24 protein-coding genes and 3 pseudogenes are annotated in these 25,372 nt (G+C 71.4%); 6 read left to right on the top strand and 21 right to left on the bottom strand.

What is annotated here, in order from left to right; all coding sequences use genetic code 11:
- The first annotated feature begins 138 nt into the window (after positions 1–138).
- Positions 139–1,068, top strand: coding sequence for a replication-relaxation family protein (locus tag LJ657_RS46925; RefSeq protein ID WP_232655855.1), 930 nt, complete (start codon positions 139–141; stop codon positions 1,066–1,068).
- Between the two features lie 104 nt (positions 1,069–1,172).
- On the opposite strand, the gene LJ657_RS46920 is transcribed toward LJ657_RS46925, so the two are convergent.
- Positions 1,173–1,706, bottom strand: coding sequence for a P-loop NTPase family protein (locus LJ657_RS46920; protein ID WP_232655864.1), 534 nt, complete (start codon positions 1,704–1,706; stop codon positions 1,173–1,175).
- 134 nt (positions 1,707–1,840) lie between these two features.
- Here LJ657_RS46920 and LJ657_RS46915 point away from each other — a divergent pair, with 134 nt between their 5' ends.
- Together LJ657_RS46915 and LJ657_RS46910 are read left to right on the top strand one after the other, a co-directional pair.
- On the top strand, positions 1,841–2,095 hold the full coding sequence (locus LJ657_RS46915) for a MarR family winged helix-turn-helix transcriptional regulator (RefSeq protein ID WP_232655854.1): 255 nt from the start codon (positions 1,841–1,843) through the stop codon (positions 2,093–2,095).
- 401 nt (positions 2,096–2,496) lie between these two features.
- A complete protein-coding gene (locus LJ657_RS46910) occupies positions 2,497–3,288 on the top strand; it encodes a TRADD-N-associated membrane domain-containing protein (RefSeq protein WP_232655853.1) in 792 nt (263 codons plus the stop codon).
- A gap of 31 nt (positions 3,289–3,319) precedes the next feature.
- Here LJ657_RS46910 and LJ657_RS46905 read toward each other — a convergent pair whose 3' ends face one another.
- Positions 3,320–3,754 (bottom strand): hypothetical protein, encoded by a 435-nt coding sequence (locus LJ657_RS46905; RefSeq protein WP_232655866.1) that lies wholly within the window; start codon positions 3,752–3,754, stop codon positions 3,320–3,322.
- Between LJ657_RS46905 and LJ657_RS46900 the strand changes: the two are divergent.
- Positions 3,699–3,929: pseudogene (locus tag LJ657_RS46900) on the top strand (IS630 family transposase); the annotation flags it as partial. The gene LJ657_RS46905 and the pseudogene LJ657_RS46900 overlap by 56 nt on opposite strands.
- 162 nt (positions 3,930–4,091) lie before the next feature.
- On the opposite strand, the gene LJ657_RS46895 reads toward LJ657_RS46900, so the two are convergent.
- The 13 genes and pseudogenes from LJ657_RS46895 to LJ657_RS46835 form a co-directional block, all read right to left on the bottom strand.
- On the bottom strand, positions 4,092–5,564 hold the full coding sequence (locus LJ657_RS46895; protein ID WP_232655852.1) for a peptide MFS transporter: 1,473 nt from the start codon (positions 5,562–5,564) through the stop codon (positions 4,092–4,094).
- A 125-nt stretch (positions 5,565–5,689) separates the two neighbouring features.
- Positions 5,690–5,998, bottom strand: a complete 309-nt coding sequence (locus LJ657_RS46890; RefSeq protein WP_232655851.1) for an antibiotic biosynthesis monooxygenase family protein — start codon at positions 5,996–5,998, stop codon at positions 5,690–5,692.
- Positions 5,995–6,318 carry an antibiotic biosynthesis monooxygenase family protein gene (locus LJ657_RS46885; RefSeq protein ID WP_232655850.1) on the bottom strand — a complete coding sequence of 108 codons (324 nt, stop codon included), beginning with the start codon at positions 6,316–6,318 and terminating at the stop codon, positions 5,995–5,997. Before LJ657_RS46885 ends, LJ657_RS46890 begins: the two co-directional genes overlap by 4 nt.
- 2 nt (positions 6,319–6,320) lie before the next feature.
- The gene (locus LJ657_RS46880) at positions 6,321–7,070 is read right to left on the bottom strand and encodes an SDR family NAD(P)-dependent oxidoreductase (RefSeq protein ID WP_232655849.1); all 750 of its coding nucleotides are present in this window, start codon (positions 7,068–7,070) and stop codon (positions 6,321–6,323) included.
- 29 nt (positions 7,071–7,099) lie between these two features.
- Positions 7,100–7,822: pseudogene (locus LJ657_RS46875) on the bottom strand (SDR family NAD(P)-dependent oxidoreductase); the annotation flags it as partial.
- A 27-nt stretch (positions 7,823–7,849) separates the two neighbouring features.
- Positions 7,850–8,308, bottom strand: a pseudogene (locus LJ657_RS46870) (SRPBCC family protein); the annotation flags it as partial.
- A gap of 25 nt (positions 8,309–8,333) precedes the next feature.
- Positions 8,334–9,593: a ketosynthase chain-length factor gene (locus LJ657_RS46865; RefSeq protein WP_232655848.1), complete on the bottom strand. Its 1,260-nt coding sequence runs from the start codon at positions 9,591–9,593 to the stop codon at positions 8,334–8,336.
- Positions 9,590–10,873, bottom strand: coding sequence for a beta-ketoacyl-[acyl-carrier-protein] synthase family protein (locus LJ657_RS46860; protein ID WP_232655847.1), 1,284 nt, complete (start codon positions 10,871–10,873; stop codon positions 9,590–9,592). The genes LJ657_RS46865 and LJ657_RS46860 overlap by 4 nt, the downstream gene beginning before the upstream one ends.
- Positions 10,870–11,301, bottom strand: a complete 432-nt coding sequence (locus LJ657_RS46855; RefSeq protein ID WP_232655846.1) for a cupin domain-containing protein — start codon at positions 11,299–11,301, stop codon at positions 10,870–10,872. The genes LJ657_RS46860 and LJ657_RS46855 overlap by 4 nt, the downstream gene beginning before the upstream one ends.
- Positions 11,298–11,669: a TcmI family type II polyketide cyclase gene (locus tag LJ657_RS46850; RefSeq protein ID WP_232655845.1), complete on the bottom strand. Its 372-nt coding sequence runs from the start codon at positions 11,667–11,669 to the stop codon at positions 11,298–11,300. Before LJ657_RS46850 ends, LJ657_RS46855 begins: the two co-directional genes overlap by 4 nt.
- Positions 11,670–11,760: 91 nt before the next feature.
- Positions 11,761–13,638: an asparagine synthase (glutamine-hydrolyzing) gene (asnB, locus tag LJ657_RS46845; protein ID WP_232655844.1), complete on the bottom strand. Its 1,878-nt coding sequence runs from the start codon at positions 13,636–13,638 to the stop codon at positions 11,761–11,763.
- Positions 13,635–14,183 carry a PNPOx family protein gene (locus tag LJ657_RS46840; protein WP_232655843.1) on the bottom strand — a complete coding sequence of 183 codons (549 nt, stop codon included), beginning with the start codon at positions 14,181–14,183 and terminating at the stop codon, positions 13,635–13,637. Before LJ657_RS46840 ends, asnB begins: the two co-directional genes overlap by 4 nt.
- A complete protein-coding gene (locus LJ657_RS46835; protein ID WP_232655842.1) occupies positions 14,180–14,632 on the bottom strand; it encodes an anthrone oxygenase family protein in 453 nt (150 codons plus the stop codon). Before LJ657_RS46835 ends, LJ657_RS46840 begins: the two co-directional genes overlap by 4 nt.
- Before the next feature lie 230 nt (positions 14,633–14,862).
- Here LJ657_RS46835 and LJ657_RS46830 point away from each other — a divergent pair, with 230 nt between their 5' ends.
- The gene (locus tag LJ657_RS46830) at positions 14,863–16,452 is read left to right on the top strand and encodes an FAD-dependent monooxygenase (RefSeq protein WP_232655841.1); all 1,590 of its coding nucleotides are present in this window, start codon (positions 14,863–14,865) and stop codon (positions 16,450–16,452) included.
- A gap of 138 nt (positions 16,453–16,590) precedes the next feature.
- Here LJ657_RS46830 and LJ657_RS46825 read toward each other — a convergent pair whose 3' ends face one another.
- From LJ657_RS46825 to LJ657_RS46805, 5 genes are all read right to left on the bottom strand, one after another.
- Complete coding sequence (locus LJ657_RS46825; protein WP_232655840.1) at positions 16,591–18,195, bottom strand: FAD-dependent monooxygenase; 1,605 nt, start codon at positions 18,193–18,195, stop codon at positions 16,591–16,593.
- A gap of 43 nt (positions 18,196–18,238) precedes the next feature.
- Entirely contained in the window at positions 18,239–19,270 is a 1,032-nt protein-coding gene (locus LJ657_RS46820) for a methyltransferase (protein ID WP_232655839.1), read from the bottom strand.
- Positions 19,271–19,497: 227 nt separating this feature from the next.
- Positions 19,498–21,090 (bottom strand): MDR family MFS transporter, encoded by a 1,593-nt coding sequence (locus LJ657_RS46815; RefSeq protein ID WP_232655838.1) that lies wholly within the window; start codon positions 21,088–21,090, stop codon positions 19,498–19,500.
- 179 nt (positions 21,091–21,269) lie between these two features.
- Positions 21,270–22,247 carry a quinone oxidoreductase family protein gene (locus tag LJ657_RS46810; RefSeq protein WP_232655837.1) on the bottom strand — a complete coding sequence of 326 codons (978 nt, stop codon included), beginning with the start codon at positions 22,245–22,247 and terminating at the stop codon, positions 21,270–21,272.
- Between the two features lie 147 nt (positions 22,248–22,394).
- On the bottom strand, positions 22,395–23,930 hold the full coding sequence (locus LJ657_RS46805) for an FAD-dependent monooxygenase (protein WP_232655836.1): 1,536 nt from the start codon (positions 23,928–23,930) through the stop codon (positions 22,395–22,397).
- Between the two features lie 113 nt (positions 23,931–24,043).
- Here LJ657_RS46805 and LJ657_RS46800 point away from each other — a divergent pair, with 113 nt between their 5' ends.
- Positions 24,044–24,556 (top strand): MarR family winged helix-turn-helix transcriptional regulator, encoded by a 513-nt coding sequence (locus LJ657_RS46800; RefSeq protein ID WP_232655835.1) that lies wholly within the window; start codon positions 24,044–24,046, stop codon positions 24,554–24,556.
- Positions 24,557–24,573: 17 nt separating this feature from the next.
- On the opposite strand, the gene LJ657_RS46795 is transcribed toward LJ657_RS46800, so the two are convergent.
- Positions 24,574–25,372: FAD-dependent monooxygenase (locus LJ657_RS46795; protein ID WP_232655834.1), on the bottom strand; the 799-nt coding region annotated here is incomplete at its 5' end.

Below are 25,372 nucleotides of genomic sequence, written 5' to 3'. Positions count from 1 at the left end.
CACGGCGATGTTGTCGCTTCGTGACCGTGGTCGGGCCTTGGTGGTCGGGGTTCCGGTCGGGTCCGGCTGCTGCTGTGACCGGTACACGCGGCGCCGGGCAGGCCGGCGCCGCGTGTACCGGAAGCGAGCAGATCCGTGATGATCGGCGTGGACGCGGGCAGCGGGGACCGGATGGCGCTGGGCGTGCTGGCGCAGTACCGGATGGCCACCACCGAGCAGATGCACCGGGTGATCGCTCCCTCGGTGCGTATCGAGCAGACCCGGCGGCGGCTGGCCCGGCTGCGCGCCGAGGGGCTGGTCGACCGCATCACCCTGCCGCAGGCCGGTCGGACTCGGGCGTGGTTCCCGACCTCGTACGGCGTGCAGCTCGCCTCCGAGTGGCCCGAGCTGCGCGGGCGCCGGCCCTCCAGGACGGTGTCCGATCCGACCGCCGTGCGGCTGAAGGCCGGCCACACACTGACCGTGACCGAGACCGCGCTCGTCTTCCTCGAGGACGCCCGCCGCCGCGGCGATGTGTGCGAGCCGCTGGACTGGATCCCCGAGGTCCATCATCCGGTCGGGAGCGGCGAGGCCGTCATCCCCGACGCGCTCCTGTACTACCGGCGCGGCCCCGCCGACGGCGACAACGGTTCGATGCTGCGGGCGTTCGTGGAAGTCGACCGGGCCACCATGGGCCCCGAACGCCTCGCCGCCAAGCTGACCGCGTACGAGCGGCTCTACCACTACGTGCCCGCGGCGCCCGGGCGCCGGCCGACCGTGCAGGAAGCGGCGGTTGAGGAGTGGCGGCGGCGCTACCCGCTCTTCCCCCGCGTCCTGTTCGTCCTGGACGGCACCGGACCCGCCGGTGTCGAGAACCGGATCCGCGCCCTGCGCGCGGGAGCCGGGCTGCTGGCGACGTCCCGCTTCCCGTACGACGTCCCCGTCCTGGCGGCGCCGCTGGCCGACCTGCTCCAGCACGGCCCCTCCGCACCCGTGTGGCGGCCCGTCCACGACCCCGGCCGGCGAGTCCCTGGACCGGGCGCGCGTTTCGGCAGACGTAGCGCGCTGACCAGCCGTGGTCGGGGGTGAGAGCGGCACAGCCAACCCCATGGTCGGGGCTGAACGCGGCGCCGCCGCACCTGTGGTCGGCCTCATGGCCGGGGCGGGGTCGGCGCGTCGCAGAGGTGCTCCGGTCAGCGGTCCATGGCGGGCAAGTGGGCCAGGCCGGTGTCGAGCATGATGCGGTCGACGGTCTCGTGCAGGGCGCTGTCGGCGCCGATGACCGTCTCGATGCCGCCGGGCAGCAGATCGCGCGGCCGGTACCAGTCGCGCAGCTGCGTCTCGTTGACGTCGCCGGCGATCGGCTTGGTGGCGTGCCGGGCGAGGGTTTCACCGAAGGGCACGTCCAGGTAGTAGCCGTGAGTGGGGCCGCGGTGGTCGGCGCGCAGCTGCGCGAGCATGTCGCCATAGCGGTCGGCGCAGAGGATGCCTTCGAGCACGACGTGGAATCCGGCGTCCAGGGCATAGCGGGCGGTCAGGCCGATCAGGCCGATGTTTGCGGCGCCGGGGCGGTCGCGTTCCCGCAGCACGATGCGGCGGAGGTTGTCCTGGCCGACCAGGGCCAGGCCACGGCCGAACCTCTCGCGCAGGCCGGCCGCGACGGACGACTTCCCTGAGGCGCTGTTGCCGCGCACGACGACCAGCCGGGTTTCTTCGGTGCCCACCATCACGGCGGTCACGTTATCGACGGCCAGTGACAGCGCCTGGGCGCTTCCGGGACGGGACCTACTTCGACGCCCGGACGGGTGACTCTTTCCCTCGCGTACGCGAGCGGGTATCTAAGCGCATACGGCTCGCCCGGATGCAGCGGCGGGGCCTGGTCGAGCGGGAGGAGTGCGAGACCGACCGGCGCGGCGCTGCATTCCGCCTCACCTCCGCCGGCCGTAGCGCCATCGTGCGGGCCGCCCCCAACCACGTCGAAGCAGTGCGCAGACTCGTCTTCGACGCCCTCTCACCGGACCAGGTGACGCAGCTGGCCTGCCTGACCGGCAGCCTCCTCGACCACCTGCACGACAGCCTTCGGTCAGGCCGAGCCACCGCCCCCACGCCCGACTGAGAGACATTCGGACCGACGCCCGGCGCCCCCTCGTCCGCAGTCTCCGCCATCGCCGCGTCCGACTGCAGGACCGCGGGCCGGTATCTCACGCGCCGGGCTGTGCGTACCCGTACTGCCAGGGCCCAGGCCGCGACCTCGACGCGGTTCCGGGCCGCCAGTTTGACCGTTCCAGCCGTACCGGCACCGAGCAGCGGTTGGTGCGGACGCTGACCTGTCCGTAGCGATCCGCCCGCGGGCGACACCTCGATGTACGGGGTGACCCCGTTCACTCCAACGCGGCCTCTGTCGGCCGCAGTTGGCTGGTCAGATGCTGGGCGGGGAGGTGGCGGGCTGCCACACTCAGCCGGTTGAACTGATCACTGCACGGCCGCTGCGCCGTACGCAGAAGTCCAGGGGGTTCCTTGCCGAGCGCACCCACAGCCCGCGGCGTCCACTATCGCCGATCAGGCTCCCAACCGTCCCTTTTCCCTTTGTTGGCCGTTGCGGCTGCGGTGATCCTGGCCATCAGCAAGGGTGGCGTGGGCGCGGTGCCGCTATGGCTGTGGATCCTGATAGGTGTCACAGTGACCGCGGTCTCGGGGATCGCGATCTACCTGCTGGTCAAACAGATCCGCCGGGAGGACCTCCAGGTGCAGGCGGCTGAAGAGGCAGCCGAACGGCAGAAAGAGATCGACGCGCAGAAGCTCGCGGACCTCAAGACCGTCACGCCCCTGGCCACGCTCCTCGAACTCAACCAGTCCCAGATCGACGAATACCACCGGATCGCCACCGACCAAGCCGACCGGTCCTTCCGGTCCTCACAACGGGCCATGGGATTGGGCCTGCTGGTGATCGTGGGCTGCTTCGCCGCCGGCCTGTACTTCGCCAACGGCCAAACCAAGGTCTTCGTCGCCGCCATCGCCGGCGTCGCCGCGGCGCTCTCCGCCTTCCTCAACCGCACCTACCTGCAGATGTACGGGCAGACCCTGAGCCAGCTCAACCGCTACTTCGAGCAGCCGGTCCTGACCGGCTACTACCTGACCGCGGAGCGGCTGGCCCAAAACCTGGGCGAAGATCCCGAGAGCGAGATGCGCCGCCGCATCATCGACCAGGTCCTGGAAGCCAGTGCCCGGATGAACAACGGCGCCACCGGAGAAGAACCACCGCCACCGACCAAGCCGAAGGCGAAGAAGAAGCGCACCACGGCGTCCTAGTCGCTGCTGATCAGCTGCGCGCTGCCAGAGCCTAGGTGAAGGGTCCCGGAGCAGGCGTTTTCTCGCAGTAGACGGCTCCTGGGATGCGGGCCGCGGAACGGGTCAGCAGCTCGACGACCTGATCGTGTTCAGTGTCGGAGCGGGCGTCCAAGACGAGCCGGTCCGGGCGCGTGGCGTGGCCAGCGGCCCAGGCAGGACTGAGGTCAAAGCGGTGCCACAGTGGCATCGAGCGCATGAGGAGTGCGCTGCGCAGCGGGGTGCTGGCGGTGTACGCCCGGCACGCATGGTGCGCGGCTTCTTCGTCGGTGAGGCGGTTGTGCTGCCACAGCGGTGAACGCCCATCCTTCTGATGCCAGCCGGTCTCCTGCCGGAAGACCATGCGGGCGGTATCCATGTTGTGCCAGCGCTGCGCATCCACAAGGTCCCAGGTCGAGCGGTGGTTCGGTCTGCTGGCCGACAAGCTCATCCGCCGCGGCGTCCACAGGTCCGTGAAAGCCCTGGAGGACGACATCACCGCATGGATCGACACCTGGAATGAGAACCCACGGCCCTTCACCTGGACCAAGACCGCCGACGAGATCCTCAACTCCCTCGCCGGCTACCTCACCAAAGTCGGAACCGACACCCCGACAACCGAGTAGAACTAACCCTCAGGATTTCTGGCGCACCACACTAGCCGACTCATCACGCAAGCGCGGTTAGAACCAACTGAAGTGCTCAGTCACAGTAATTGCTGCTCGCCATTCGTGTTTCTGGCCCTTCAGTAATCGACCGGGTGTGCGTCGCCGGAGCGCCCACGCCTGTCAGCAGCCCGGAAGGTGAGGGCGCAGGTGGGAGGACCGGGTGGCCACGAATGCGCCGGTGGCCAGGGCGATGCCGCCCATGAGGAGGAAGTAGGCAGGCAGGGGGAGAACGGCCGTCAGGCGGTACAACTGGCCGCCCAGGACGACACCGACGGCTGCGAACATGCCGTTGAGGGCGAGGAACCGGTTGAGGTAGCCGGGTGGGGCGACGGCGGCGGCCAGGGCGAGGCCGGCCGGGGCGAGCACCACCTCGCCCAACGAGTACACCAGGTAGACGGCGATCAGCCAGGCCACGGAGACATCGCCGGTGCGGGCCAGCAGAGCGGCCCCGGCCATGACGAGGAAGCTCAGGCCGGCCGCGGCCAGGGCACCGGCGAACTTGGCGGTAGTCGTCGTGCGCAGCCGGCGTGCCAGGGGGGCCAGGAGCAGGATGAACAGCGGGTGCACGGCCTGCAGCCAGCTCGCGGGGACCGTGAAGCCGAGGATGTACCGGTCGGTGTGGTGTGCGGCGAACAGCGACAGGACGGAACCGCTCTGAGCGAAGATCATCCAGAAGGCCGCCGAAGCCGCCATGACCGTGGTGAAGGCGGTCAGCCGGGCGCGGTCCACGGTGGTGCGCCGGCCCAGGGAGCGCAGGTACAAAAACGGCAGGCACACCGTCGCAAGGCCCAGCAGGGCCAGCAGCGCGAGCAGGGGCAGTACGCCGAGGACGACGGCGGTGGTGGCCGCGGCGCCGGCCGTGAGAACTGCGGCGGCCCGCCGGGCGGCCGTACGGGCCTCCGCGCGGGTCAGCGGGCGGGTGGGGGCGCTGCCGGTGCCGTCGAGGACGCGCAGGCCGATACGGAACTGGGCGAGGCCTGCCGCCATGCCGAAGGCGGCTGCGGCGAAGCCCAGGTGCCAGGTGACCTTTTCGGCGAGGAAGCCGGTGACGACCGGGGCGAGCAGTGCGGAGACCTGGATGCACATGTAGAAGCGGGAGAAGGCCTCTTCCCGCTTGGCCGTGCCGCTGACGGCGGACACCATGGCGGCCAGGGACGGCTTGACCAGGCCGGTGCCGACGACGACCAGCGCAAGACCGGTGTACAGGGCCGGAGCGGCGGCCAGCGCGAGGACGGCGTGACCGCAGGCGATGAGGGCGCCGCCCGCCAGGACGGCCCGGCGGGCGCCGAGGACTCGGTCGGCGAGCCAGCCGCCAGGCAGGCCGGCCAGGAAGTTCAGGGACATGTAGGTGGCGAACAGCGCGGTGGCCGTCTGCTGGGACATACCCAGGCCGCCGTCGGCGGGGGCGGCGGTGAGGTAGAGGACGAGGATCGCCGCCATGCCGAAGAAGCTGAAACGCTCCCACAGATCGACGCCGAGCAAGATGAGAAAGCCCCGGCGCGTTCCGTGCCCCGAGGGGGTGCCGGGCGGCACGTACAGGCCGTTGCCGGTACGGCTCGCGCCGGTCACGGCGTCTGTGGGGTGCTGGGGCATGGTGCCTCCTGTCGGCACCGCGCGGCTTCGGTGACGGCGCGTCACGTCGCGAAAAGCCGCGGGCGTATGGAGGGGCGGAGGGCGCGCGTTCGACGCCCCCCGCCGGTGCTGTTCAGTGCCTGTCCTCAGTAGCTGGCGAGGACCTTGTAGATCTCGAACGGGCGGGCCCGGCCGGTGTCACGGAACTCGCGCAGGGGGGCGGTCTGGTCCTTGTGCTGCGCCCCCGTCTCCCACCTCTCGAAGGACTCCCAACTGTCCCAGTGACTGACCACCACGTAGCTGTCCGGGCGCCCCAGTTCCGTCATGATCTGGTTGCCCAGCAGGCCGGGGGTGCCGGCCATGCGGCGGCTCGCCTCGTGGTAGGCCGCAAGGACGTCCTCACCTTGGTCGGAGAGGTGGTACAGCACCACTTCCACGGCGGGAGCGGTGCTCATGCGGCCGCTCCTTCGAGGCTCGCCACGATCCGCATCGTGGCCATGGAGCCGCCGCTGCGGAAGGGGTGCAGCTTGGTGCGGTGCTGCAGGTGGGTGTCGCTGGTCTCGAACGCGCGGAACTGCGGCTCGTCCACCCAGTCGCTGACGATGTAGTAGATGCCGTCCTCGCCCTCGGCCGTGCTCCTGGCCAGCCACTGGCCGCGGTTGGCCGGGTGGCCGGTGACGGAGTCGCCGACCTCCTGCCACATCCGCTCGAAGTCGGCCTCCATGCCCGGCTTGATCTGCATCCGCAGCATGACCCGGAACGTCGCGTCACTCATGGTCAGATGCCTCCGTCGACGTTGAGGGTCTCGCCGGTGATGTAGGCCGACAGGTCGCTGAGCAGGAACAGCACCGGGGCGGCCAGCTCGTCGACGCGGCCGAGCCGGGCGAGAGCGGTCTTCTGGGAGTAGGTGGCGCGCAGGCCTTCGGCGCGTTCGGCCGGGAGCGTGTCGAAGGCCTCGGTCTCGATGACGCCCGGGGCGACCACGTTGACCCGGATCCCCTTGCCGCCCAGTTCCTTGGCCAGCGAGCGGGTCAGGCCGATCATCGCCGCCTTGGCCGCGGTGTAGTGGGCGCGCAGCGGGATGCCCGCCGCTGCGCCGCGGGAGCCGACGTTGATGACGGAGGCTCCCGCGCCGAGCAGCGGCAGCGCCTGCTGGATGATGCGGTAGCTGGCCGTCAGGTTGGTGTCGAGGACGCGTGACCACTCCTCGGGGGCGAGGTCGGCGAAGGGGATGTGGCTGATGACTCCGGCGTTGTTGACGATGCCGTCGAGCCGGCCGTACTTCTCCTTGGCGGCCTCGACGAGGGAGTCGACCTGGGCCAGGTCGCCCACGTCGGCGCGTATGACGTGGTGGTCGCCGCCGGTCTCCTTGAGCTCTCGGCGCAGGCTCTCGACGTACTCGCTCTCCTGCACGTAGCAGGTGAGGACGTCGGCGCCGGCCCGGGCGGCGGCGAGCACGATGCCCCGCCCGATGCCCCGGGTGCCGCCGGTGACCAGGAGTTTCTTACCCTGCAGTCCGAGTTCCACCTGATGTCCTTCCGTGGTGTGACGGTGAGTCACACGCAGCCGTCTACGTGGATGTTCTGTCCGGTGATGTAGGAGGCCTGGTCGCTGATGAGGAACAGCACGACGTGGGCGATCTCCTGCGGGGTGCCGAGGCGGCCGACGGCGGCGAACTTGGAGAAGATCGCGCGCTGCTGGGCCGCCGCCTCGGGCGGCAGCTCGTCCAGGGCCTCGGTGTCGATGCGGCCGGGCGAGATGGTGTTGACGCGGATGTTCCGCGGGCCGAGCTCGCGGGCCAGGGAGCGGGTGAGGCCGATCAGCCCCTGCTTGACCGCCGTGTAGTGGGCGCCGCTGGCCATCCCGATGCGAGCCACCGTGGAGCCGAAGTTGACGATGGAGGCGCCGCCGGCCAGGAGGGGCAGTGTGGCCTGGGTGACCTGATGGGTGCCGGTGAGGTTGGACTGCACGGCAGCGGCCCAGGCGGCGTCGGTGAGGTCGTCGTAGGGGGCCGGGGTGAAGTCGCCGGCGTTGTTGACGACTGCGTCGAGGCCGCCGAACAGATCACGGGCGCGGTCGGCCAGCAGTCGGGCGCCCGCCGCGTCGGATGCGTCGGCGCGCACGAGGTGGCCGGTGCCGGGCAGCCCGGCGAGCTCCTTGCCGAGCGTGGTGACGTGGTCGTTCTCCTGCCGGTAGCAGGTCAGGACGTCCGCGCCGGCCCGGGCGGCGGCGAGCACGATGCCCCGCCCGATGCCCCGGGTGCCGCCGGTCACCAGGATGCGCTTGCCGGTGAGGTCGGCGTACGGAGTGCGCAGGGCGCTCGCCGCGGTCTCGATCTTGCGCTTGATGATGTTCATCTGGACGACGGTGTTGCGGTTGATGCGGTCAGTCATGCCGTCGTCGTCGAGCGGGGCCCCGTCCTTCATGTGGAAGTCCTGGGTCCACTGCATCCGCACGCCCCGGTCGGTCTGGGTGTACTCCCAGTGGATGTCCATGTACTCGAACGGTCCGGTCTCCACGCGGCGGGCGCGGACGGTTCGGGTCGCGGCGTCGGTGGTGCGCTGCGACACCCAGCTCCACACCTTGCCGTTCTCGTCGGGGTGCAGGGCGAGCCGGAAGGTGACGGTCGGCCCGTCCTGTTCGAGGATCTCGGCGAGGGAGTACTCGCTGAACAGCTCGGGCCACGACGTCACGTCGTTGGTTTGCTCCCAGACGAAGTCCATGGGGGCGTCGATGACGATGGAGTTGCTGGTGTGTCCCGCCATCACTCCTGCCTTTCGGGTTCGGAGGTCACGTGAGGTGGTCGGTGCGGTCCCCGGCGCCGAGCACGAGCGCGGAGGTGAAGCCGCCGTGTCCGCGGGCGAGGACCACGGCGGTGCGCAGCGGGGTGGGCCGGGGCCGTTCGACGACCAGGTCGATGCCCAGGTGCCCCGCCTCGACGGGGCCTGCGGTGTGCGGGATGACGTCGGCGGCCAGGCTGAGCAGGGCGGTGGCGACGTCCAGTGCGGCGCCGCCCGCGTACAGTCGGCCGGTGAGGGTCTTGGGCGCGGTCACCGGCACCCGGCCGGCTCCGAACACCTCGTTGATGGCGGTGGCTTCGGCGCGATCGGCGTCGGGCAGTCCGGCGGCGTCGGCGAAGACCACGTCGACGGCGTCGGCGGTCAGTCCCGCGTCGGCGAGGGCGCGGCGGATCACCGGGGCGAGGGCGGGGGGACGCCCGGAGCCGGGTGCCGGGTCGAACCCGGCGGCGTAGCCGAGGATGCGGCCGTAGTGGCCCATACCGCGCTCGCGGGCACCGTCCTCGGTCTCGACGACCATGATGGCTCCGCCCTCGCCGGGGACGTAGCCGCGCGCCGCCTCGTCGAAGGGCAGGTAGGCGCGGGTCGGGTCGTCCTCGGTGGACAGGCCGCCGGTGGGCAGCTGGGCGGTCAGCCCGTAGGGGCACAGGGAGGCGTCGGTGCCGCCGGAGAGCACCAGCCGGGAGCCGGTGTCCAGCAGCCTGCGGGATTGGCCGAGGGCATCCAGGCCGCCGGCCTGCTCGGCGCAGATGACGCCGCAGGGGCCGCGCATGCCGTGGCGGATGGACACCTGGCCGGTGGTGGCGGCGTAGAACCAGGCGATGGACTGGAAGGCGCCCACCCAGGCCGGTCCGCGTTGGTAGAGCTGTTCCATCTCCTGCTGGCCGAACTCGGTGCCGCCGGAGGAGCTGGCGGTGACAACCGCCATCTCGTACTCGGGCAGCGTGGCGGGATCGGCCTGCGCGTCGGCGAGTGCCGTCTCGGCCGCGGCCAGGGCGAAGTGGGTGAAGCGGTCGGTGCGGGAGACGAGGATGTCGGGGATCTGCTTGGCCGCCTCGAACCCGGGTACCTCGCCGGCCACCTTGACCGGGTAGGTGGTCGGGTCGAAGCGAGTGATGCGTCCCAGGCCGCTCTTGCCGGCCAGGACGGCCTCCCAGTGCCGGCGTGCGCCGATTCCGGTGGGGGCGATGACGCCGAGGCCGGTGACGACCGAGGGGCGGCGCCGCCCCTCGGGTATGCCGAGGGCACTCATGCTGCTTCCCTTCCGCTGCCGACACCCGGGCGGCTGAGGATCATGGCGCTCTGGAAGCCACCGAATCCGCTGCCGACGCTGAGCACGTGGTCCATGCGGTGATCCCGGGCGGTGACCGGTACGTAGTCGAGGTCGCACTTGGGGTCGGGCACCGACAAGTTGGCCGTGGGGGGCACCACCTGGTGGCGCAGGGCCAGCGCGCAGGCGGCGACCTCCAGGGAGCCGATGGCGCCCAGGGAATGCCCGATCATCGACTTGATGGAGCTGATGGGGATGTCGTACGCGTGCTGTCCCAGGCTCCGTTTGAACGCGGCCGTCTCGTGGCGGTCGTTCTGCTTGGTGCCCGAACCGTGCGCGTTGATGTAGCCGATGTCCGTCGCATCCAGCCGGGCCCGGTCCAGGGCCACGCCGATGGCCTCGGCCATCTCCCGGCCGTCGGCCTTGAGTCCGGTCATGTGGTAGGCGTTGGAGCGGCTGGCGAAGCCTGCCACCTCGGCGTAGATCTGGGCGCCGCGGCGGCGGGCCGCCCCTGCTTCCTCGATCACCATGACCGCGGCGCCCTCGCCGAGGACGAAGCCGTCGCGGCGGCCGTCGAAGGGCCTGGAGGCGCCGGCGGCGTTGTCGTCGTTGTTGGGCGTGGTGGCCTTGATGGCGTCGAAGCAGGCCGCGGTGATCGGTGACAGTGGGGCGTCGGTGGCACCGGCGATGACGATGTCGCAGGTGCCCTCCTCGATGAGCTGCACACCGTGCGCGACGGCGTCCAGGCCGGAGGTGCAGCCGGTGGAGATCAGGGCGACGGGCCCCTGCGCGTACGCCTGCCAGGCGACTTCGGCGGCCAGCGTGCTGGGCACCATGTAGCCGTACAGGTGGGGCACGCCGTAGGAGTGGTCGACCAGCCAGTTCTTGCCGTTGTCGGACAGGACGACGTACTCGTCCTCCAGGCCGGTGGTGCAGCCGACGGCGCTGCCGATGCTGACGCCGGTGCGGCCCGGGTCGCCGGCCGTGGTGTCGATGCCGCTGTCCTCGATGGCCTCGCGGGCGGCGACGACCGCGAACTGGGCGGCGCGGTCCATGCGGCGGATCTCCTGGGCGCTCAGACCGGCGGCCACCGGGTCGAAGTCGCACTCGGCGGCGACCCGGGAGCGGAACTTGCCCGCGTCGAACAGGCTGATGTCCCGGGTGGCGGTGCGCCCGCTGGAGAGCAGGTCCCAGTACGCCTGACGGCCGACGCCGCCGGGTGCGACGGCGCCGATGCCGGTGATGACGGCGCGACGGCTCATCGGGGGCCTCCGACGTCCGGGTTGGTGCCGCCCTCGACGAGCGGCGTCTCGGTGTCGACGTGGCCGAGTTCCGGGCGCGGCGCCAGCGGGGAGAGGTGGAAGACCACCTGCGCCGCCTCCTGGCCGGTGTTGACCAGCCGGTGCCGCACCCCGATGGGCACGAGCAGGGAGTCGCCGGGGCCGAGGGCGACCGGCTCGCCGTCCAGCGTGATGCTCAGCTCGCCGGAGACGACGTGCAGGAACTCCTCTGAGTACGGGTGCAGGTGCTCGGTGACGAACTCTCCGGGGCCGAGCCGCAGGGTTCCGCCGAAGCCGGAGGTGCAGCCGACGGTGCGGGGGCTGAGGGTGATGCGGATGTCACCGCCGCGCTTGCGGTTGGCGACGACCTCTTCCAGGTTCACCTTGGCGGTGTGGGCCGCTGTGGTCATCGGGTGCCGCCCAGGGTGGGGCCGGACGGCTTGGTGGTGACGGGGCCGTCCTGCGGGGTCCATGTGTAGAACGGCACGGCCATCGCATCGCGCGGCTCACGCCAGTTCGGGTCGTAGGGGGAGATGAACTCCTGCAGGCGGGTGTTGATGTCGTCGTACAGCGGGTGGCTGCGCGCCTTGTACAGGTTCGGGCCGATGTCCTGCTCGGCCTCCACGAGGTGGAAGTACAGGTCGTGGAAGGCGAACAGGGTCCGCCGGGAGACACCCACCATGTGCGGCAGGTCGGTCGAGTCGGAGTCCGCGAAGACCTTGGCGACGCCCTCGGCGTCGGCGAGGTTCATCCGCGCCACGATCAGTGTGCGGTGCACGTTGCCCTCCTGGCTTCTTCGGTCGTTGCTCCACCTTCGTGGGCGGCTCTCGAAGCTGTCTTGAAACGGTCTGGACCGGCGGCCGGGGAAGTCACAGCTTCAGGTCGATGCGGTAGTCGGTCAGCCAGGTCTCCAGCTGCAGCACCATCTCCATGCTGGCCCGCTCGACCCACGCGAAGGCGCCCTCGGGGGCCTTGTCGGCGTCGGCGGCCGCCGCGGTGGCGGTGGCGTCCAGCAGGCCCGCGACGGCCGCGCCGCGGTCGGTGGCCAGTTCGATGAACCGCTGGCGCACGAAGTCGCCGTAGGCCGCTTCCTGGGTGGTCGGGTAGGCGCTCTTCTTGCGGCGCAACACCGGCTCGGGCAGCAGGTCGGCGACCGCGGAACGCAGCAGGCTCTTCTCCACGCCGTCCACGCGCTTGAAGGCGGCAGGCACGTTGTAGACGTACTCCACCAGGGCCCGGTCGCAGAACGGGGGCCGCAGCTGCACGCCGTGGGCCATGCTCATGCGGTCGGCGCGGTCGAGGTGCGTGGGTGCCCAGCGGGTGAGGGCGAGGTAGGTGACCTCGCGGGCCCGGCGTTCGGCCGGGGTGTCGCCGTCAATGTGCGGGACTTCGGTGAGGGCGTCGCGGTAGTGCTGGTCGGCGTAGCCGAGGAAGTCGAGGTCCTTGCGCAGCCGGCGGTCGATCATGGAGGTGCCCAGGCCGCCCGCGGCGGCGTCGTGGCCGCGTTCGAAGGACACCCAGGGGAACGTCTGGGAGTTGCTGTGCCCCGGGTCGTAGGCCCAGAAGTAGCCGTTGAAGACCTCGTCGGCGGTCTCGCCGGACAGGACGGCGGCGAAGCCGGCCTCACGCAGCCGGGCGAAGAACCGGATGAGGGAGACGTCCATGTCCCCGAGCGGGGAGGGGGCGTCCTGGCTGCGCAGGGACATGGCGTGCACGGCCGGGTCGGTGAGCGCCGCGGTGTCCAAGAGGATCTCGGTGTGCTGCGAGCCGATGTGCTCGGCGGCGAGCGCCGCGTAGGGGGCGTCCGGGGTGGAGCGCATCGTGGGGTGCGGCTCGAAGTTCTCGGTGTAACCGGTGAAGTTCACCGAGAAGCTGCGCAGCGGGCCGGCACCGGTGGCGGTGAGGGTCCGGTGTGCCAGGGCGGTCAGGGCGCTGGAGTCGATGCCGCCGGAGAGCATGGCGCCCACGGGCACGTCGGCGCGCAGATGGCCGGTGACGGCGGAGGCGAGCAGACCGCGGACGGTGGTGATGGTGTCCTCGAGGCTGTCGGTGTGCTGCCGGGCCGGCAGCGACCAGTAGCGCTGCTCGGTGCTGCCGGGAGGGCGTACGACGAGCACATGGCCGGGTACGACCTCCCGTGTGCCGCGGAAGACGCCGGTGCCGGGCTTGCGACTGTGCGCGAACAGTTCGCGCAGGCCGTCGGCGTCGACGACGGGAGCGACGTCGGGGTGGGCGAGCAGAGCCTTGGGCTCGGAGCCGAACAGCACGCCGGTGGGCGTCGGGTAGTAGCACAGAGGCTTGACGCCGAGGCGGTCGCGGGCCAGCAGCAGCTCCTGGCGGCGCACGTCCCACACCGCGAGGGCGAACAGGCCCTCCAGGCGGGTGAGGAAGGCGGTGCCCCACTCCAGGTAGGCGTGCAGGGCGGTCTCGGCGTCGCCGCCGCCGGCGAAGCGGTGGCCCTTGGCGGCCAGTTCGGCACGCAGTTCGTCGTGGTTGGTGATCGCGCCGTCCAGGGTGAGCACCGTGACGGGTGTGTCGCCCTCGGTGCGGTGCACGACGGGCTGGCGGCCGGTGTCGGTCACGTCCAGCAGGGCCAGGCGGCGGTGGGCGAGCGCGGCGTGGCCCTCCGCCCAGACGCCCCGGCCGTCGGGTCCGCGGTGCGCGAGGGTGGCTGCCATGGCCTCCACGACGCTGGTCTGCGGGGACAAGTCCCGCTGGAAGTCGACCCAGCCGGCGATTGCGCTCATCGGGAGGTCCTCTCATTCACGGCGAGTTCAGCGGTGTCGCCGGTGTCGAGAGTGACGGCGACAAGGGTGAGCGGGACGTCGGCGACGGCGGCCCGGAAGTCGTCCAGGGTGGGCTCGGGCCCGTCGGTCACGGTGATGCCCAGGCGGCGCGGGCCGGTTTCGCGGCCGTAGCGCTGCCAGAGCTCCAGGTAGCCGCGGGCGGTCAGGCCGGGGTCGGTGACCAACCGGAAACGGGCCGGGGTGCGCCGGCCCTGCCAGGTGAGCTCTCCGTCGGCGGCGGGGGTGAAGTTGTGCCGCCAGGAGCTGGAGGTGGCCAGGTACAGGGCGCCGTCCAGACGGTGCACGCCCGCCGGCACGGTGTACGGCTGTCCGCTGCGCCGCCCGGTGAAGTGGACCAGTGCCAGATGCGTGGCGACTTGGCCGGGGTTGGGCTGGGACAGCAGGGCGGTCATCCTGGCGTTGGCGGCCGCCTGCTCCTTGTCGTCGCGCGGTGCACGGCTGATGCGCGGGAGCGTGATGGCCGGCTGTCCGGTCGCCGCCGTCATGACAGGACCACCGCGGCGGCGGTCAGGGTGCAGCCGGCGATCGCGAAGCAGGTGCGCAGCAGGTGCCAGTCACGCCACTGGCGGCGCGGGTCCGCCCAGCCGGGGCCGAGGTCCTCCGGCCGGGTCTTCTTGACCCGGTTGTTGATGGGCACGTTGCGCGTCTGGGAGACGACCGCCACACCGGCCATGGCGAGCGCGCCGGCGATGAACAGGGCACGCGGCCCGGCGTGGTCCGCGCGCACCGCGAAGGCGGCGTCCACGATGACCGAACCGCTCACGATGAACGGCATGATCCGGTCGTAGCGCTTGCCGAGCAGCTTGTGGGTGTCCACATAGCGGTCGGGGGTCATCGCGATCAGGGCGGGCATGACACTGATCGCCACGGCGAACAGCACCCCCGCCACCAGGCCGGTGCCCAACAGCACCAGCACACTCAGTGTCTCCACCACGGCCTGCGGCCTTTCGTCCGGCTTCCCAACGTCATGAGCGGTTCGACGATCGCAGCGGTTCCTCGTACGCGGCTCGAACCGGTCTGGACGCCCCCCGTCGCAACCGGTGTGGGGCGCGGGCGCCGTCCGAGCGGGCCTCGAGGGCGGGGCTGTTGGCTGGCCGGGACTGTCCGGAATCGGGTCCACCCAGTACCCCGGGCACGACGGCATCGAGACAAGGAGCACATCCGGTGGCTGAGCGAACCGACGTACTGATCGTGGGCGGCAGCATGGTGGGCCTGGCCCAGGCACTGTTCCTCACCCAGCAGGGCATCCGGCCGATCCTCGTCGAGCGGCACCCCCACATCTCGGCACATCCGCGCGCGCAGGCGGCCAGCCCCCGCACGATGGAGCTGATGCGGGCGCTCGGCCTGGAGCCGGCGGTGCGCGCACAGGAGAACCCGCACGCCCAGTACGGCGACATCCTGCAGGTCCAGTCGCTGAGCGGGGCCGAACTCGGCCGGTTCGACGGCCCGTTCCGCCACGACCCGAACGAGGTGAGCACGACCGGCTGGACCCTGATCGGGCAGGACCGTTTCGAGCCTGTGCTGCGGGCGAAGGCCGAGGAACTGGGCGCGGACATCCGCTTCGGCACCGAGCTGGTGAGCTACGAGCAGGACGCCGACGGGGTCACCGCCGTGCTGCGCGATCTGAGGCACGACACCGAGACCACCGTCCGCGCCGCCTACCTGGTCACCGCGGACGGCGTGCGCAGCCCGATCCGAGACGGGCTGGGCATCGGCACGCACGGGCAGGGCGTGTTCGGCCGCCAGATGAACATCATCTTCCACGCCGCGCTGGACGAGTACGTCGCCGGCCGGCGCTTCTTCCTCTGCTTCGTCAGCAACGACAGGGTCAAGGGCGTGCTCGGCCGGCTCGACGACTCCGACCGGTGGGTGCTGGCGCCGAGCCTGCCGCCGCAGGAGACGCACGCCGAGTACTCCGAGGAGGACTGCGTCGAGATGGTGCGGGCCGCGGTCGGCGTGCCGGACCTCGACGTCGCGGTGGAGACCCACACCAGCTGGGAGATCGCCGCGCGGGTCGCCGACCGCTTCCGCTCCGGCCGGGTCCTGCTGGCCGGTGACGCCGCGCACATCATGCCGCCCACCGGGGGGTTCGGCGGCAACATGGGGCTGCAGGACGCACACAACCTGGCGTGGAAGCTGGCGCTGGTGCTGCGCGGGCAGGCCGGTGTGGAACTGCTGGACAGCTACGAGGAGGAGCGGATCCCGGTCGCCGAGTTCACGGTCGAGCAGGGCGTGATCCGCTATCTGCAGCGCAGCGGCCTGGACGAGGAGGCCGCGGCCCGGCACCGGCCGGAGACGACCGTGCTGTTCGGGCACGTCTACCGTTCGGGCGCGGTGCTCGCCGAGACCGGCGCGGACGACGGCGCCCCGGTGGAGGACCCCACCCAGCCGTCGGGTCGGCCGGGCACTCGTGCCCCCCACCTCGTGCTGCGTTCCGGCGGCACGGACACCCCGCTGCACGACCTGCTGACGGGTGGCTGGCTGCTGCTGGCCGGGCCGGAGGCCGGGCTGTGGGAGCGGGCGGCGGGCGGAGTGTCCCGGCTGACCGGCATCGACCTCGCCTTCCACCGGGTGGGCGGGGAGGAACCGGCGGAGGTGGTCGAGGAGTTTTCGAAGAAGTACGGCATCACCGCCTCCGGTGCCGCGCTGGTCCGCCCCGACGGCTTCCTGGCCTGGCGTTCGGCCGGGCAGCCCGTGGACCCGGCGGTCGAACTGTCGGCGGTCGTGCACCGGTTGCTGTCGCGCCCGGTCTGAGCGGCCGGCCGCCCCGCACGGCACTGGGCGCGCCTCCCGGGTCCGGGAGGCGCGCCCAGTCATGTGGGGGGTGACGGAGCCGGCCGCCGGGGTGGGGCACGGGTGCCGGATCCGTCTCGTCGGCCGTGGTGGTGCCGGTCAGTGCAGGCAGAGGATGCCGCGCAGCACCTCGGTCACGGTCCGGGTGACGTCCTCGGCGGGGCCGGCGGCCGAGCGCCAGGCGACGAAGCCGTCGGGGCGGACCAGGGCGGCGCCGCCCTCGCCGATGCCGTAGCGCTCGGTGAAGGTGTTCTCGACGTCGGCGTAGTGGCCGCCCTCGCCGATGCCGCGGACGGTCAGCACCAGGCCGAGGTCGCGGGCGGCCTGGGTGGCGGCGTCCCACGGCCCCACGGGGCCGGCGGTCAGCAGGGTGAAGCCGACCGGGAAGAGATCGGTGGTGGAGAAGGGGCCGTGCTCGCCCTCGACGATCACGTGCGGGGCACGGGTGCCGGGCCTGCCGCTGGGCTTGTCGGGGTTTTCGGTGATGGTCCACGCCTGCGGGTCCTCACCGGCGAACGCGCCCTCGGGGTAGGCGTATCCGAAGGTCATCGTGGTCTCGTCGACCAAGTCCTTGGCCACGTCGTCGAACGCCTTGCCCTCGCGGACGGCGAACCGCAGCATGGCCTGCCGCACGGTCTCCTGGGCGACCGGGCGGCGCTCGGAGTCGTAGCTGGCCAGCAGTTGCTCGCCGGCCTTGCCGTCCAGCACGAGGGCGAGCTTCCAGGCCAGGTTGTAGGCGTCCTGGATGCCGGTGCTGGCGCCGAAGGCACCGGTGGGCGGCATCACGTGGGCCGCGTCGCCGGCGATGAGGAAGCGGCCGCGGGCGAAGGTGTCGGCGACCCGTGCCGAGATGTCCCAGGCGGGCATGTCGACCGACTCGATGGTCAGCGGCAGGTCGGGGACGCCGACGGCGGCCCGGACCAGTTCGACGCAGCGCTCGGGGGTGAAGTCGTCGGCGCTTTGGCCCTTGTCCGGGAAGAAGGAGACGTTGATGACCCACTTGCGGTCGTTGTCGATGGGGATGATGGTGCCGCGCACCTGGGGGTTGTTGACGTAGGCCGCGATGATCTTGCGGCCACGCAGGGCGTCGGTGAGGTCGGCGTCGAAGAAGAAGCTGACCAGGTTGGTGAGCGTGCCGCGGCCGTGGGCGTCTATGCCGAGCAGCCGGCGCAGCGGGCTGCGGCTGCCGTCCGCCGCGACCAGGTAGGAGGCGCGCAGTTCGCTGCTCTCGCCGGTGCCGAGGTCGGTGAGCGTGGCGGTCACTGCGTCGGTGTCCTCCACGACCGCCTCCAGGCGGGTGTGGAAGCGCAGGTCGACGCCGACCTCTTCGGCCCGCTTGCGCAGGATCGGCTCCAGCTGGTTCTGGTCGATCAGGGTCCACTGGGTGGGGCTGATCCGGCTGATGTCCTCGATCGAGGCATTGGGCATGCGGACCCGCTCTTCGCCGGCGAGGGTCTCCACGTGCACCAGGTCGGTGTTGCCGGAGATCGGCGAGCGCCCGGCCCGCACCCGCTCCTCCATGCCGACCGCGCGGTACAGCTCCATGGTGCGCGGGTTGATGGCGCGGGCCTTGGGATGGACGGACGTACCGGGGTGGCGCTCGATCAGTGTGGCCTTCACACCGTGGTGGGCGAGGAAGACGGCGGCTGACAGTCCGGCGAGGCCACCGCCGACGATGAGAACGGGCACCTTCTCCTGGCTCATGTTGATTCCTTGGATCGTTGGGCGGCCGTGCCGTCCAGGGCGGTCATCGGGTCGCGGTCACCAGCGTGTGCGTGCCGAGCAGCGGCTGTGCGGCGGGGGCGGTGAAGCCGGCCTCGGCCAGCCAGTCGTTCAGGTCGCCGATGCGGTACTCGGAGCCGTCGGGGCTGACCAGGCGCATGTGCAGGCTGGAGAGCAGGCGCTCGGCGTTGCTGCGCTCGTCGTCGATCATCCGGTCGTAGACGAGGATCTGCCCGCCGGGGTTGACGGCAGCGTGAACCCGGCGCAGCAGCTCCCGGCGCCGGTCGGTGTCGAAGCCGTGCAGGATGTGGCCGAGCACGATGACGTCGGCCCGGGGGATGTCGTCGGCGAAGAAGTCGCCGCCGGTGAACTCAATGCGGTCGGTGTGTCCGAGGCGGCCGACGTGCTCGGTGAACAGCGGCCGGGTGCGCTCCAGGTCGAACACGCCCGCCTTCAGGTGCGGGTGCTCCCGGACCAGGACGGAGGCGAGGTTGCCGCGGGCGCCGCCGAGGTCGACGAAGGAGGAGTGCCGGGACCAGTCGATGCGGCCGGCGAGTTCGGCGCCCATCCGGTCGCTGTAGGCGTCCAGACCGGCGAAGAAGCGCTTCATCTTCTCCGGGTCCTTGTGCTTGTCCCCGACGAACCCGCCCTTGTCGGGGTCCAGGTGCTGCGGCGCGCCGGTGGTCAGGGCCTCGGTGAGCCGCCCCCACGTCCCGTACAGCGTTTCGTTGGTGAGCTCCACGAAGCCACCGAGGTAGGTGGAGGTGCCGGGCACGAGATAGGCCTCGGCCAGCGGCGCGTTGGAGTAGCGGTCGCCGGTGCGCTCCAGCAGACCGAGGCCGGCCAGCGCGTCGAGGAAGTCGGCGGCCATGCGCGGGTGCAGACCGGTGGCGGCGACGATCTGCTCCTCGTCGGCCGGCCCCTCGGCGAGCGCACCGAACACGCCGAGCGTTACGGCGCTGTGCAGCACCTTGGCCGCGCAGTCCGCGATCGTCAGCTTGATCAGCGGACCGGGGTCGACCGCCGCGGCTGTCGTACGGTCATCGGTCGTTGTCACGCGAGCCTCCTAAGCGAGCCTGGGGGACCGCTGCGGTCCTCGCCCGACAATGGCGGGTGCGCGTGGAGTCCGGCTCGAAGCGGCCTGCAGCGCCACAGGGGCCGCGGTAGCCGCCCCGACCGCGGGGCTTCGCGTGGCGCGGGGCCGGGCACGGGGAGGGCCGCCCTCCCGCACAGTGGTGGGAGGGCGGCCCCGGCCGTGGATCACGCGCGGGGGATTCGCGTGGATCAGGCCGCTTCGGGAGTGGCTCCGGTGGGCGCCGCGTCCGTGGCGGGGGCAGACTTGCGCTCGCCGCCGCCGTGGTGCTGCGACCGCAGCGTGAGGTTCTTCATGCACAGGGTGATCAGGAGGCCGGCCACGAGGATGGGCACCGCGGTGACGAACACCGGGGTGAGGGCCGCGGCGTAGGCCTGTTCGACGGCGTGGCGCACGGGGGCGGCCAGCGAGTCGAGGACAGACTGGGACGACAGCGCTTCGTGGTCGACGCCGCGCAGGGCACCGGCCGGAACGCGTGCGGTGATCTCGTCGGTGAGGCGTCCGTAGAAGATCGAGGCGAACAGCGAGATGCCGATCGAGGTCCCGAAGGAGCGGCCGAAGGTCGCAACCCCGGAGACCGCGCCGAGGTCCTGCGGCGGCGCCGTGTTCTGCGCGGCCTGAGTGAAGACCTGGGCCGACAGACCGGAGGCGAAGCCGAAGACCACCATGAACAGCACGGACACGATCCGCGGGGTGGAGGCGTCCATGGTGGACAGCAGCAGCGCGCCGACGATGCCGAGGGCCATGCTCAGGACGGGGAAGATCTTGTACTTGCCGGTCTTGCGGATGACCTTGCTGGAGCCGACGGAGGAGAGCACCAGGCCGAGCATCATCGGCAGCAGCACGAAGCCCGAGGTGGTGGGGCTGGCGCCGGTGACGACCTGGACGTACAGGGCGAGGAAGTTGACGGAGCCGACGAAGACGACGCCGCAGACGATGGTGCCGAGCAGCGACAGGGTGAACGTCGAGTCCTTGAACAGGCGCAGCGGCACGATCGGTTCGGCGGCGCGGGACTCGGCCACGATGAACAGGGCGAGGCACACCACCGCGGTCAGGCCGAGGCCGATGATCCGCGCGGAGGTCCAGGCGTACTGGACGCCGGCCCACGAGGTGAGCAGCGTGAAGCTGATGATGGCGCCGGAGAGGGTGACGATGCCGGCGTAGTCCAGGCGGGACTGGCGGACCTGGCGGGGCAGGTGCAGGTACTTGGTGAGCAGGAAGAAGACGATGGCGCCGAGGGGCAGGTTGACCAGGAAGACCCAGTGCCAGCTGAGCACGTCGGTGAGCAGGCCTCCGATGGCGGGGCCGGCCAGCGAGGCGCCGGCGAAGATCATGCCGAACATGCCGTAGAACCTGGCGCCCTCACGGGGCGTGAACAGCTCGCCGATGATGGACAGGACGGAGACGAAGATGCCGCCTGCGCCCATGCCCTGCACGACGCGGAAGCTGATGAGCGCTTCCATCGAACCGGAGGCGCCCGAGAGCGCGGAGCCCACCATGAACAGGGTCATGGCGGACAGGAAGGTGACTTTGCGGCCAAAGAGGTCGCCGAGCTTGCCGTAGATGGGCGTGGTCACGCTGCTGGCGATGACGTAGGCGATCGTGACCCACGCGAAGAGGTCGATGCCGTGGAGGTCGCCCACGATGCGGGGCAGGGCGGTGGCGACGATCTGGGTGTCGAGGATGCCGAGGAACGCGGCGAGCATGCACCCGACCATGGCGGGGGTGGTGCGGGTGCCGGAAGGGTGAAGCCCTCCCGTCGCCTGCGCGGTGGGAGCGGACATGATGAGCCGCCTTTCGAGTCGGTGTGTGCGGTCCCCCTCGCACCGACCGCCGGAGGCGGCGGCGTCAACTTTTCGCGGGCCCTTCAGGGGCTTAGGGGAGGTCACTTCGTGGTCTTGTGCAGTGGGTCGGGGGTGCGGCCGGCCCGGCGGGGGTCCGGGCCGGCCGCGGCGTTGCGGAGTTACGGGACCAGTACGACCTTGCCGAGCTGGGCGCGGGCCTCCATCAGCTCGTGGGCCGTGACGGCCTCCTCCAGTGGCAGCCGCTTGTGGACCACGGGCCTGACCTGGCCGGAGGTGATGAGGTCGAGCAGATGGCGCCGGCCGTCGGCCACGGCGTCCTGCTTGTTGTAGAGCATCGCGTAGAGGCTGAAGCCGGCGACGTTCTTCATGCGGGACAGGGCCAGGGTCGGGATCGGCGGGATGTCGCCGGAGGCGGAGCCGTAGAAGACGAGCGTGCCGAACTGGGCGGTGATGCCCAGGGACTTCAGCAGGATGTCGCCGCCCACGGTCTCCAGGACGACGTCGGCACCGCGGCCGTCGGTGGCGGCGAGGACCTGGTCCGTCCAGTCGTCGTCGGTGTAGTCGATGGCGACGTCGGCGCCGAGTTCGCGCACGAAGTCCAGTTTCGCCTTGGAGCCGGCGGTGGCGATGACCTTGCCGGCGCCGAGGGCCTTGGCGATCTGGACGGCGAGGTGGCCGACGCCGCCGGAGGCCGCGTCGATCACGATCGTCTGGCCGGGCTGCAGGCGGCCGGCCTCGCGGATCGCGTGGTAGGCGGTCTGGGCCGGGCTGGGCAGGAGGGTCGCCTCGGCGGCGTCCATGTCCTGCGGGATCTTGATGAGGAAGTCGGCGCCTGTGACGACGTGGTCGGCGTAGGCGCTGTGGTCGACGTCGCCGACCACCCGGTCGCCGACGGCGAAGCCGGTGACGCCCTCGCCGAGGGCCTCGATGGTGCCGGCGACGTCGCCGCCAGGCGCGCCGGGCAGTTCGGCGTGGCCGCCGATCGGGATGCCCTGGCGTCGCTGGACCTCGGCGAAGGTGACGCCGATGGCCTCGGCGCGGATCAGGACCTGGCCCGGGCCGGGCTGGGGCTTTTCCGTCTCCTCGAGGCGGAGGACGGACGGCGCACCGTGCTCGTGGTGGCGGACGATTCGCATTGCTGTCTCCAATGGGGGGTGTTCCGTCGAGCCGCGTCGCGGGTGCGCCGCCGTGGCTCCGTCCGGCGATCCGGATACGTATGCATGTTGTCATGCATTTGATTGCTAGTCCACATCGTGTGGGGACGTGCCGGGGTTCTTTGCCATTTACTTAAAGACGGGCCGGCCGGGACCCTCGGTCCCCGCCCAGGCGGCCAGGGCCGCCCGCAGTCCCTCGGCGATCTCGGTGGGCGGGGCGCCCTTGTCGGCGGCCCAGGCGACGTAGCCGTCGGGGCGCACCAGCAGACCGGCCAGCTCGGCCTCCTGCTCGCACACGCCCACGACGTGCTGCACACGGCCGGGCCAGGCGATCGGCTCGGCCCACTCCTGGTACACCCCGGAGATCTCCGGGCGGCCGGACAGGTCCAGCAGCGCGAAGGTGCCGCGGCGCAGCAGCTTGGGAAGGGTTACGGCGCCCTGTGCGGTGGTGACGGTCAGATCGCGCGCGAAGTCGCCGAGCAGACGGTGCCCGGGGCCCGGGAGGTCGTAGCGGACGCCGACGCCGCTGAGCATCTCGGCGACGTGCCGGTTGACCTCCTCCTTGCGCATCAGGTCCTCGAAGAGCTCACGCAGCGGCGTGACGTACGGGTCGGGGTTCATCAGCGCGATCTGCGCACGGGTGTTGGCCAGCACCTTGCGGGCCGGGCCCTGGCGCTCGCGGTCGTAGGTGTCCAGCAGCCCCTCACAGGCCCAGCCGTTGATGTCGGCGGCGAGCTTCCAGCCGAGGTTGAGCACGTCCTGCAGACCGAGGTTGACGCCCTGGCCGCCGACCGGGAAGTGGGTGTGGGCGGCGTCGCCCGCCAGGAAGATGCGCCCGGCGCGGTACTGCTCGGCCTGGCAGGCGGAGTCGGTGAACCACGACAGCCACCGCGGCCGGCTCGCGCCGAGGTCGTCGCCCCAGATCTCGCGCAGGCTGTCGGTGAACTCCTCCAGCGTCAGCTCGCCCTCCGTCTCCCGGGCCTGGTGGAAGTCGAAGGTGGCGACGCGGTGGTAGGTGTCGTCCAGCGGCACGCAGAAGAGCAGTCCGCGCTCGGTGCGCTCCATGCCCATGGGGGCCTTCTCGCCGTCGGCGAGGACGACGTCGGCCAGCCGCGCGGTGACCTTGCCGCCGGTGCCGGGGAAGGCGATCCCCGCGGCCTTGCGGACCAGGCTGCGGCCGCCGTCGGCGCCCACGAGGTAGCGGCCGCGCAGGGTGTACGACCCCTCGGGTCCGGTGACGTGGGCCTCGACGCCGTCGGCGTCCTGGCGCACGGCGGTCACCTCGTGGCCGCGGCGGATCTCGACGCCGAATTCCTGCGCGCGCTCCTCCAGGAGGCGCTCGGTACGGGTCTGCTCGGACAGCAGGGCGTAGTTCTGCGCGCTGTCCAGCAGGGAGAAGTCGACCCAGACGTCGAGGCCGGCGAAGTGGCCGTTGTTCCAGGAGGGGGCGCCGTCACGGAAGCGCTCCAGCAGGCCGCGGCGGTCCAGCGACTCCATGGAACGGGCGTGCAGACCGAAGGCCTTGGAGTGGGGGGTGCGCTCGGGCAGCCGCTCCAGCACCACCGGCTTGGCGCGGGAGATACGGAGTTCGGAGGCGAGCAGCATGCCCACCGGGCCTCCGCCGACGATGAGGACGTCGAAGTCGAAGTCCTGGTTGTCCGGCATGGAAGTCCTTTCAGGGGGATCATTGACGAGAGACTATATGCATGAAATCATGCAAGGACTTGCTAGCATACACATGCTCGCCTGCTTGTAATCACCGGGCCTAGGATGGGGACATGGAGACTTCGACCAGGCAGACGAGCGTCCCGTCGAGGCAGGGACCGCTCGCCGCGGCCGACCCCCTCGACGCGGTGGGCCCGGCCTTCTCGCGGCTGCGCCGCGCCTCGGCGCTGAACGCCGAGACGCCGGTCTCGCGCAAGGACATGACCCGGACCCTGGTCCTCAACATCGTCGAGGAGGGCCCGGAGGAGGACGGCCAGGAGATCACCGTCGGAGTCGTCGCCGAACGGCTCGCCGTGGACCCCTCGGTCGCCAGCCGCATGGTCACCGACTGCATCTCCGCCGGGTATCTGGTGCGCGCCGCCTCGCAGCAGGACGGACGCCGCACGATCCTCCAGATGAGCGACGAGGGCATGGCCATGCTGGCTGCCTTCCGCCGTCACCAGCGGGCGGCCTTCGAGTTCATCACCCGGGACTGGCCCGAGGCCGAACGCCTGCAGTTCGCCCGCCTGCTCATCAAGTACGTGGACTCGGTGGCCGAGGCGCGGCACGCCCCGCCCGGCGACTGACCGCCCGCCGCGCATCCTCAGCGCGCCAGGACGCGGCGCAGCGCCGACGTCAGCGCCGCGGCCCGCTCGCCGGCGGGCAGGGCGTCCCGGCTGCGCCAGGCGACGATCCCGTCCGGGCGCACCAGGACGGCGCCGCCGGCCGTCACGCCGTAGGCGTCGGCCCACCGGCCCCCGGGGTCGGCCGGCCCCTCGTCCCCGTCCGCGGTGATCCGGTGGACGTCGAGCGCGACATCCAGCCGCGCGCCGGCCGTCCGCGCCGCATCGGCCCAGGATTGCCCGTCCGCACCGGCCAGCAGCACGAAGCGGGAGCCGAACAGGTCCAGCGTCGCCAGCGGCGCGCCGTCGCGCCCGAGCACCACGTACGGGGCGCGGGTGCCGGGCCGGCCGGACAGGGTGCGCGGATCACTGGTCAGCGCCGGCGCGCCGGCCTCCTCCTCGGCGACGAAGGCGCCGGCCGGATAGGCCTGGCCCATGGTCACGGTCATCGCGTCGTCGGTCGCGGCCAGCTGTTCCTCGGTGGCCGTCCCCGAGCGCAGCGCCAGTTGCAGCGAACCCTGTTGCGCGGTGTACAGCCCGACGGGACGGCGCTCCTGCTCGTAGGTGCCGAGCAGGTCCGCGCCGGCGGTGCCGTCGAGCACCAGGGCCAGTTTCCAGGCCAGGTTGAAGGCGTCGGCGATGCCGGTGTTGGCCCCGTACCCGCCCGTGGGCGGGATCTGGTGGGCGGCGTCGCCGGCGAGCAGCACCCGGCCCTCGGCGAAACGCTCGGCCACCAGCTCGGCCATGTCCCACGGGAAACGGGAGCGCACGGTGACCTCG

Source organism: Streptomyces guryensis (genome assembly GCF_021261325.1).
In the GTDB taxonomy this organism is placed as follows: domain Bacteria; phylum Actinomycetota; class Actinomycetes; order Streptomycetales; family Streptomycetaceae; genus Streptomyces; species Streptomyces guryensis.
The sequence above is the reverse complement of the archived record's forward strand: the minus strand, read 5'-3'. Positions and strand labels throughout refer to the sequence as shown.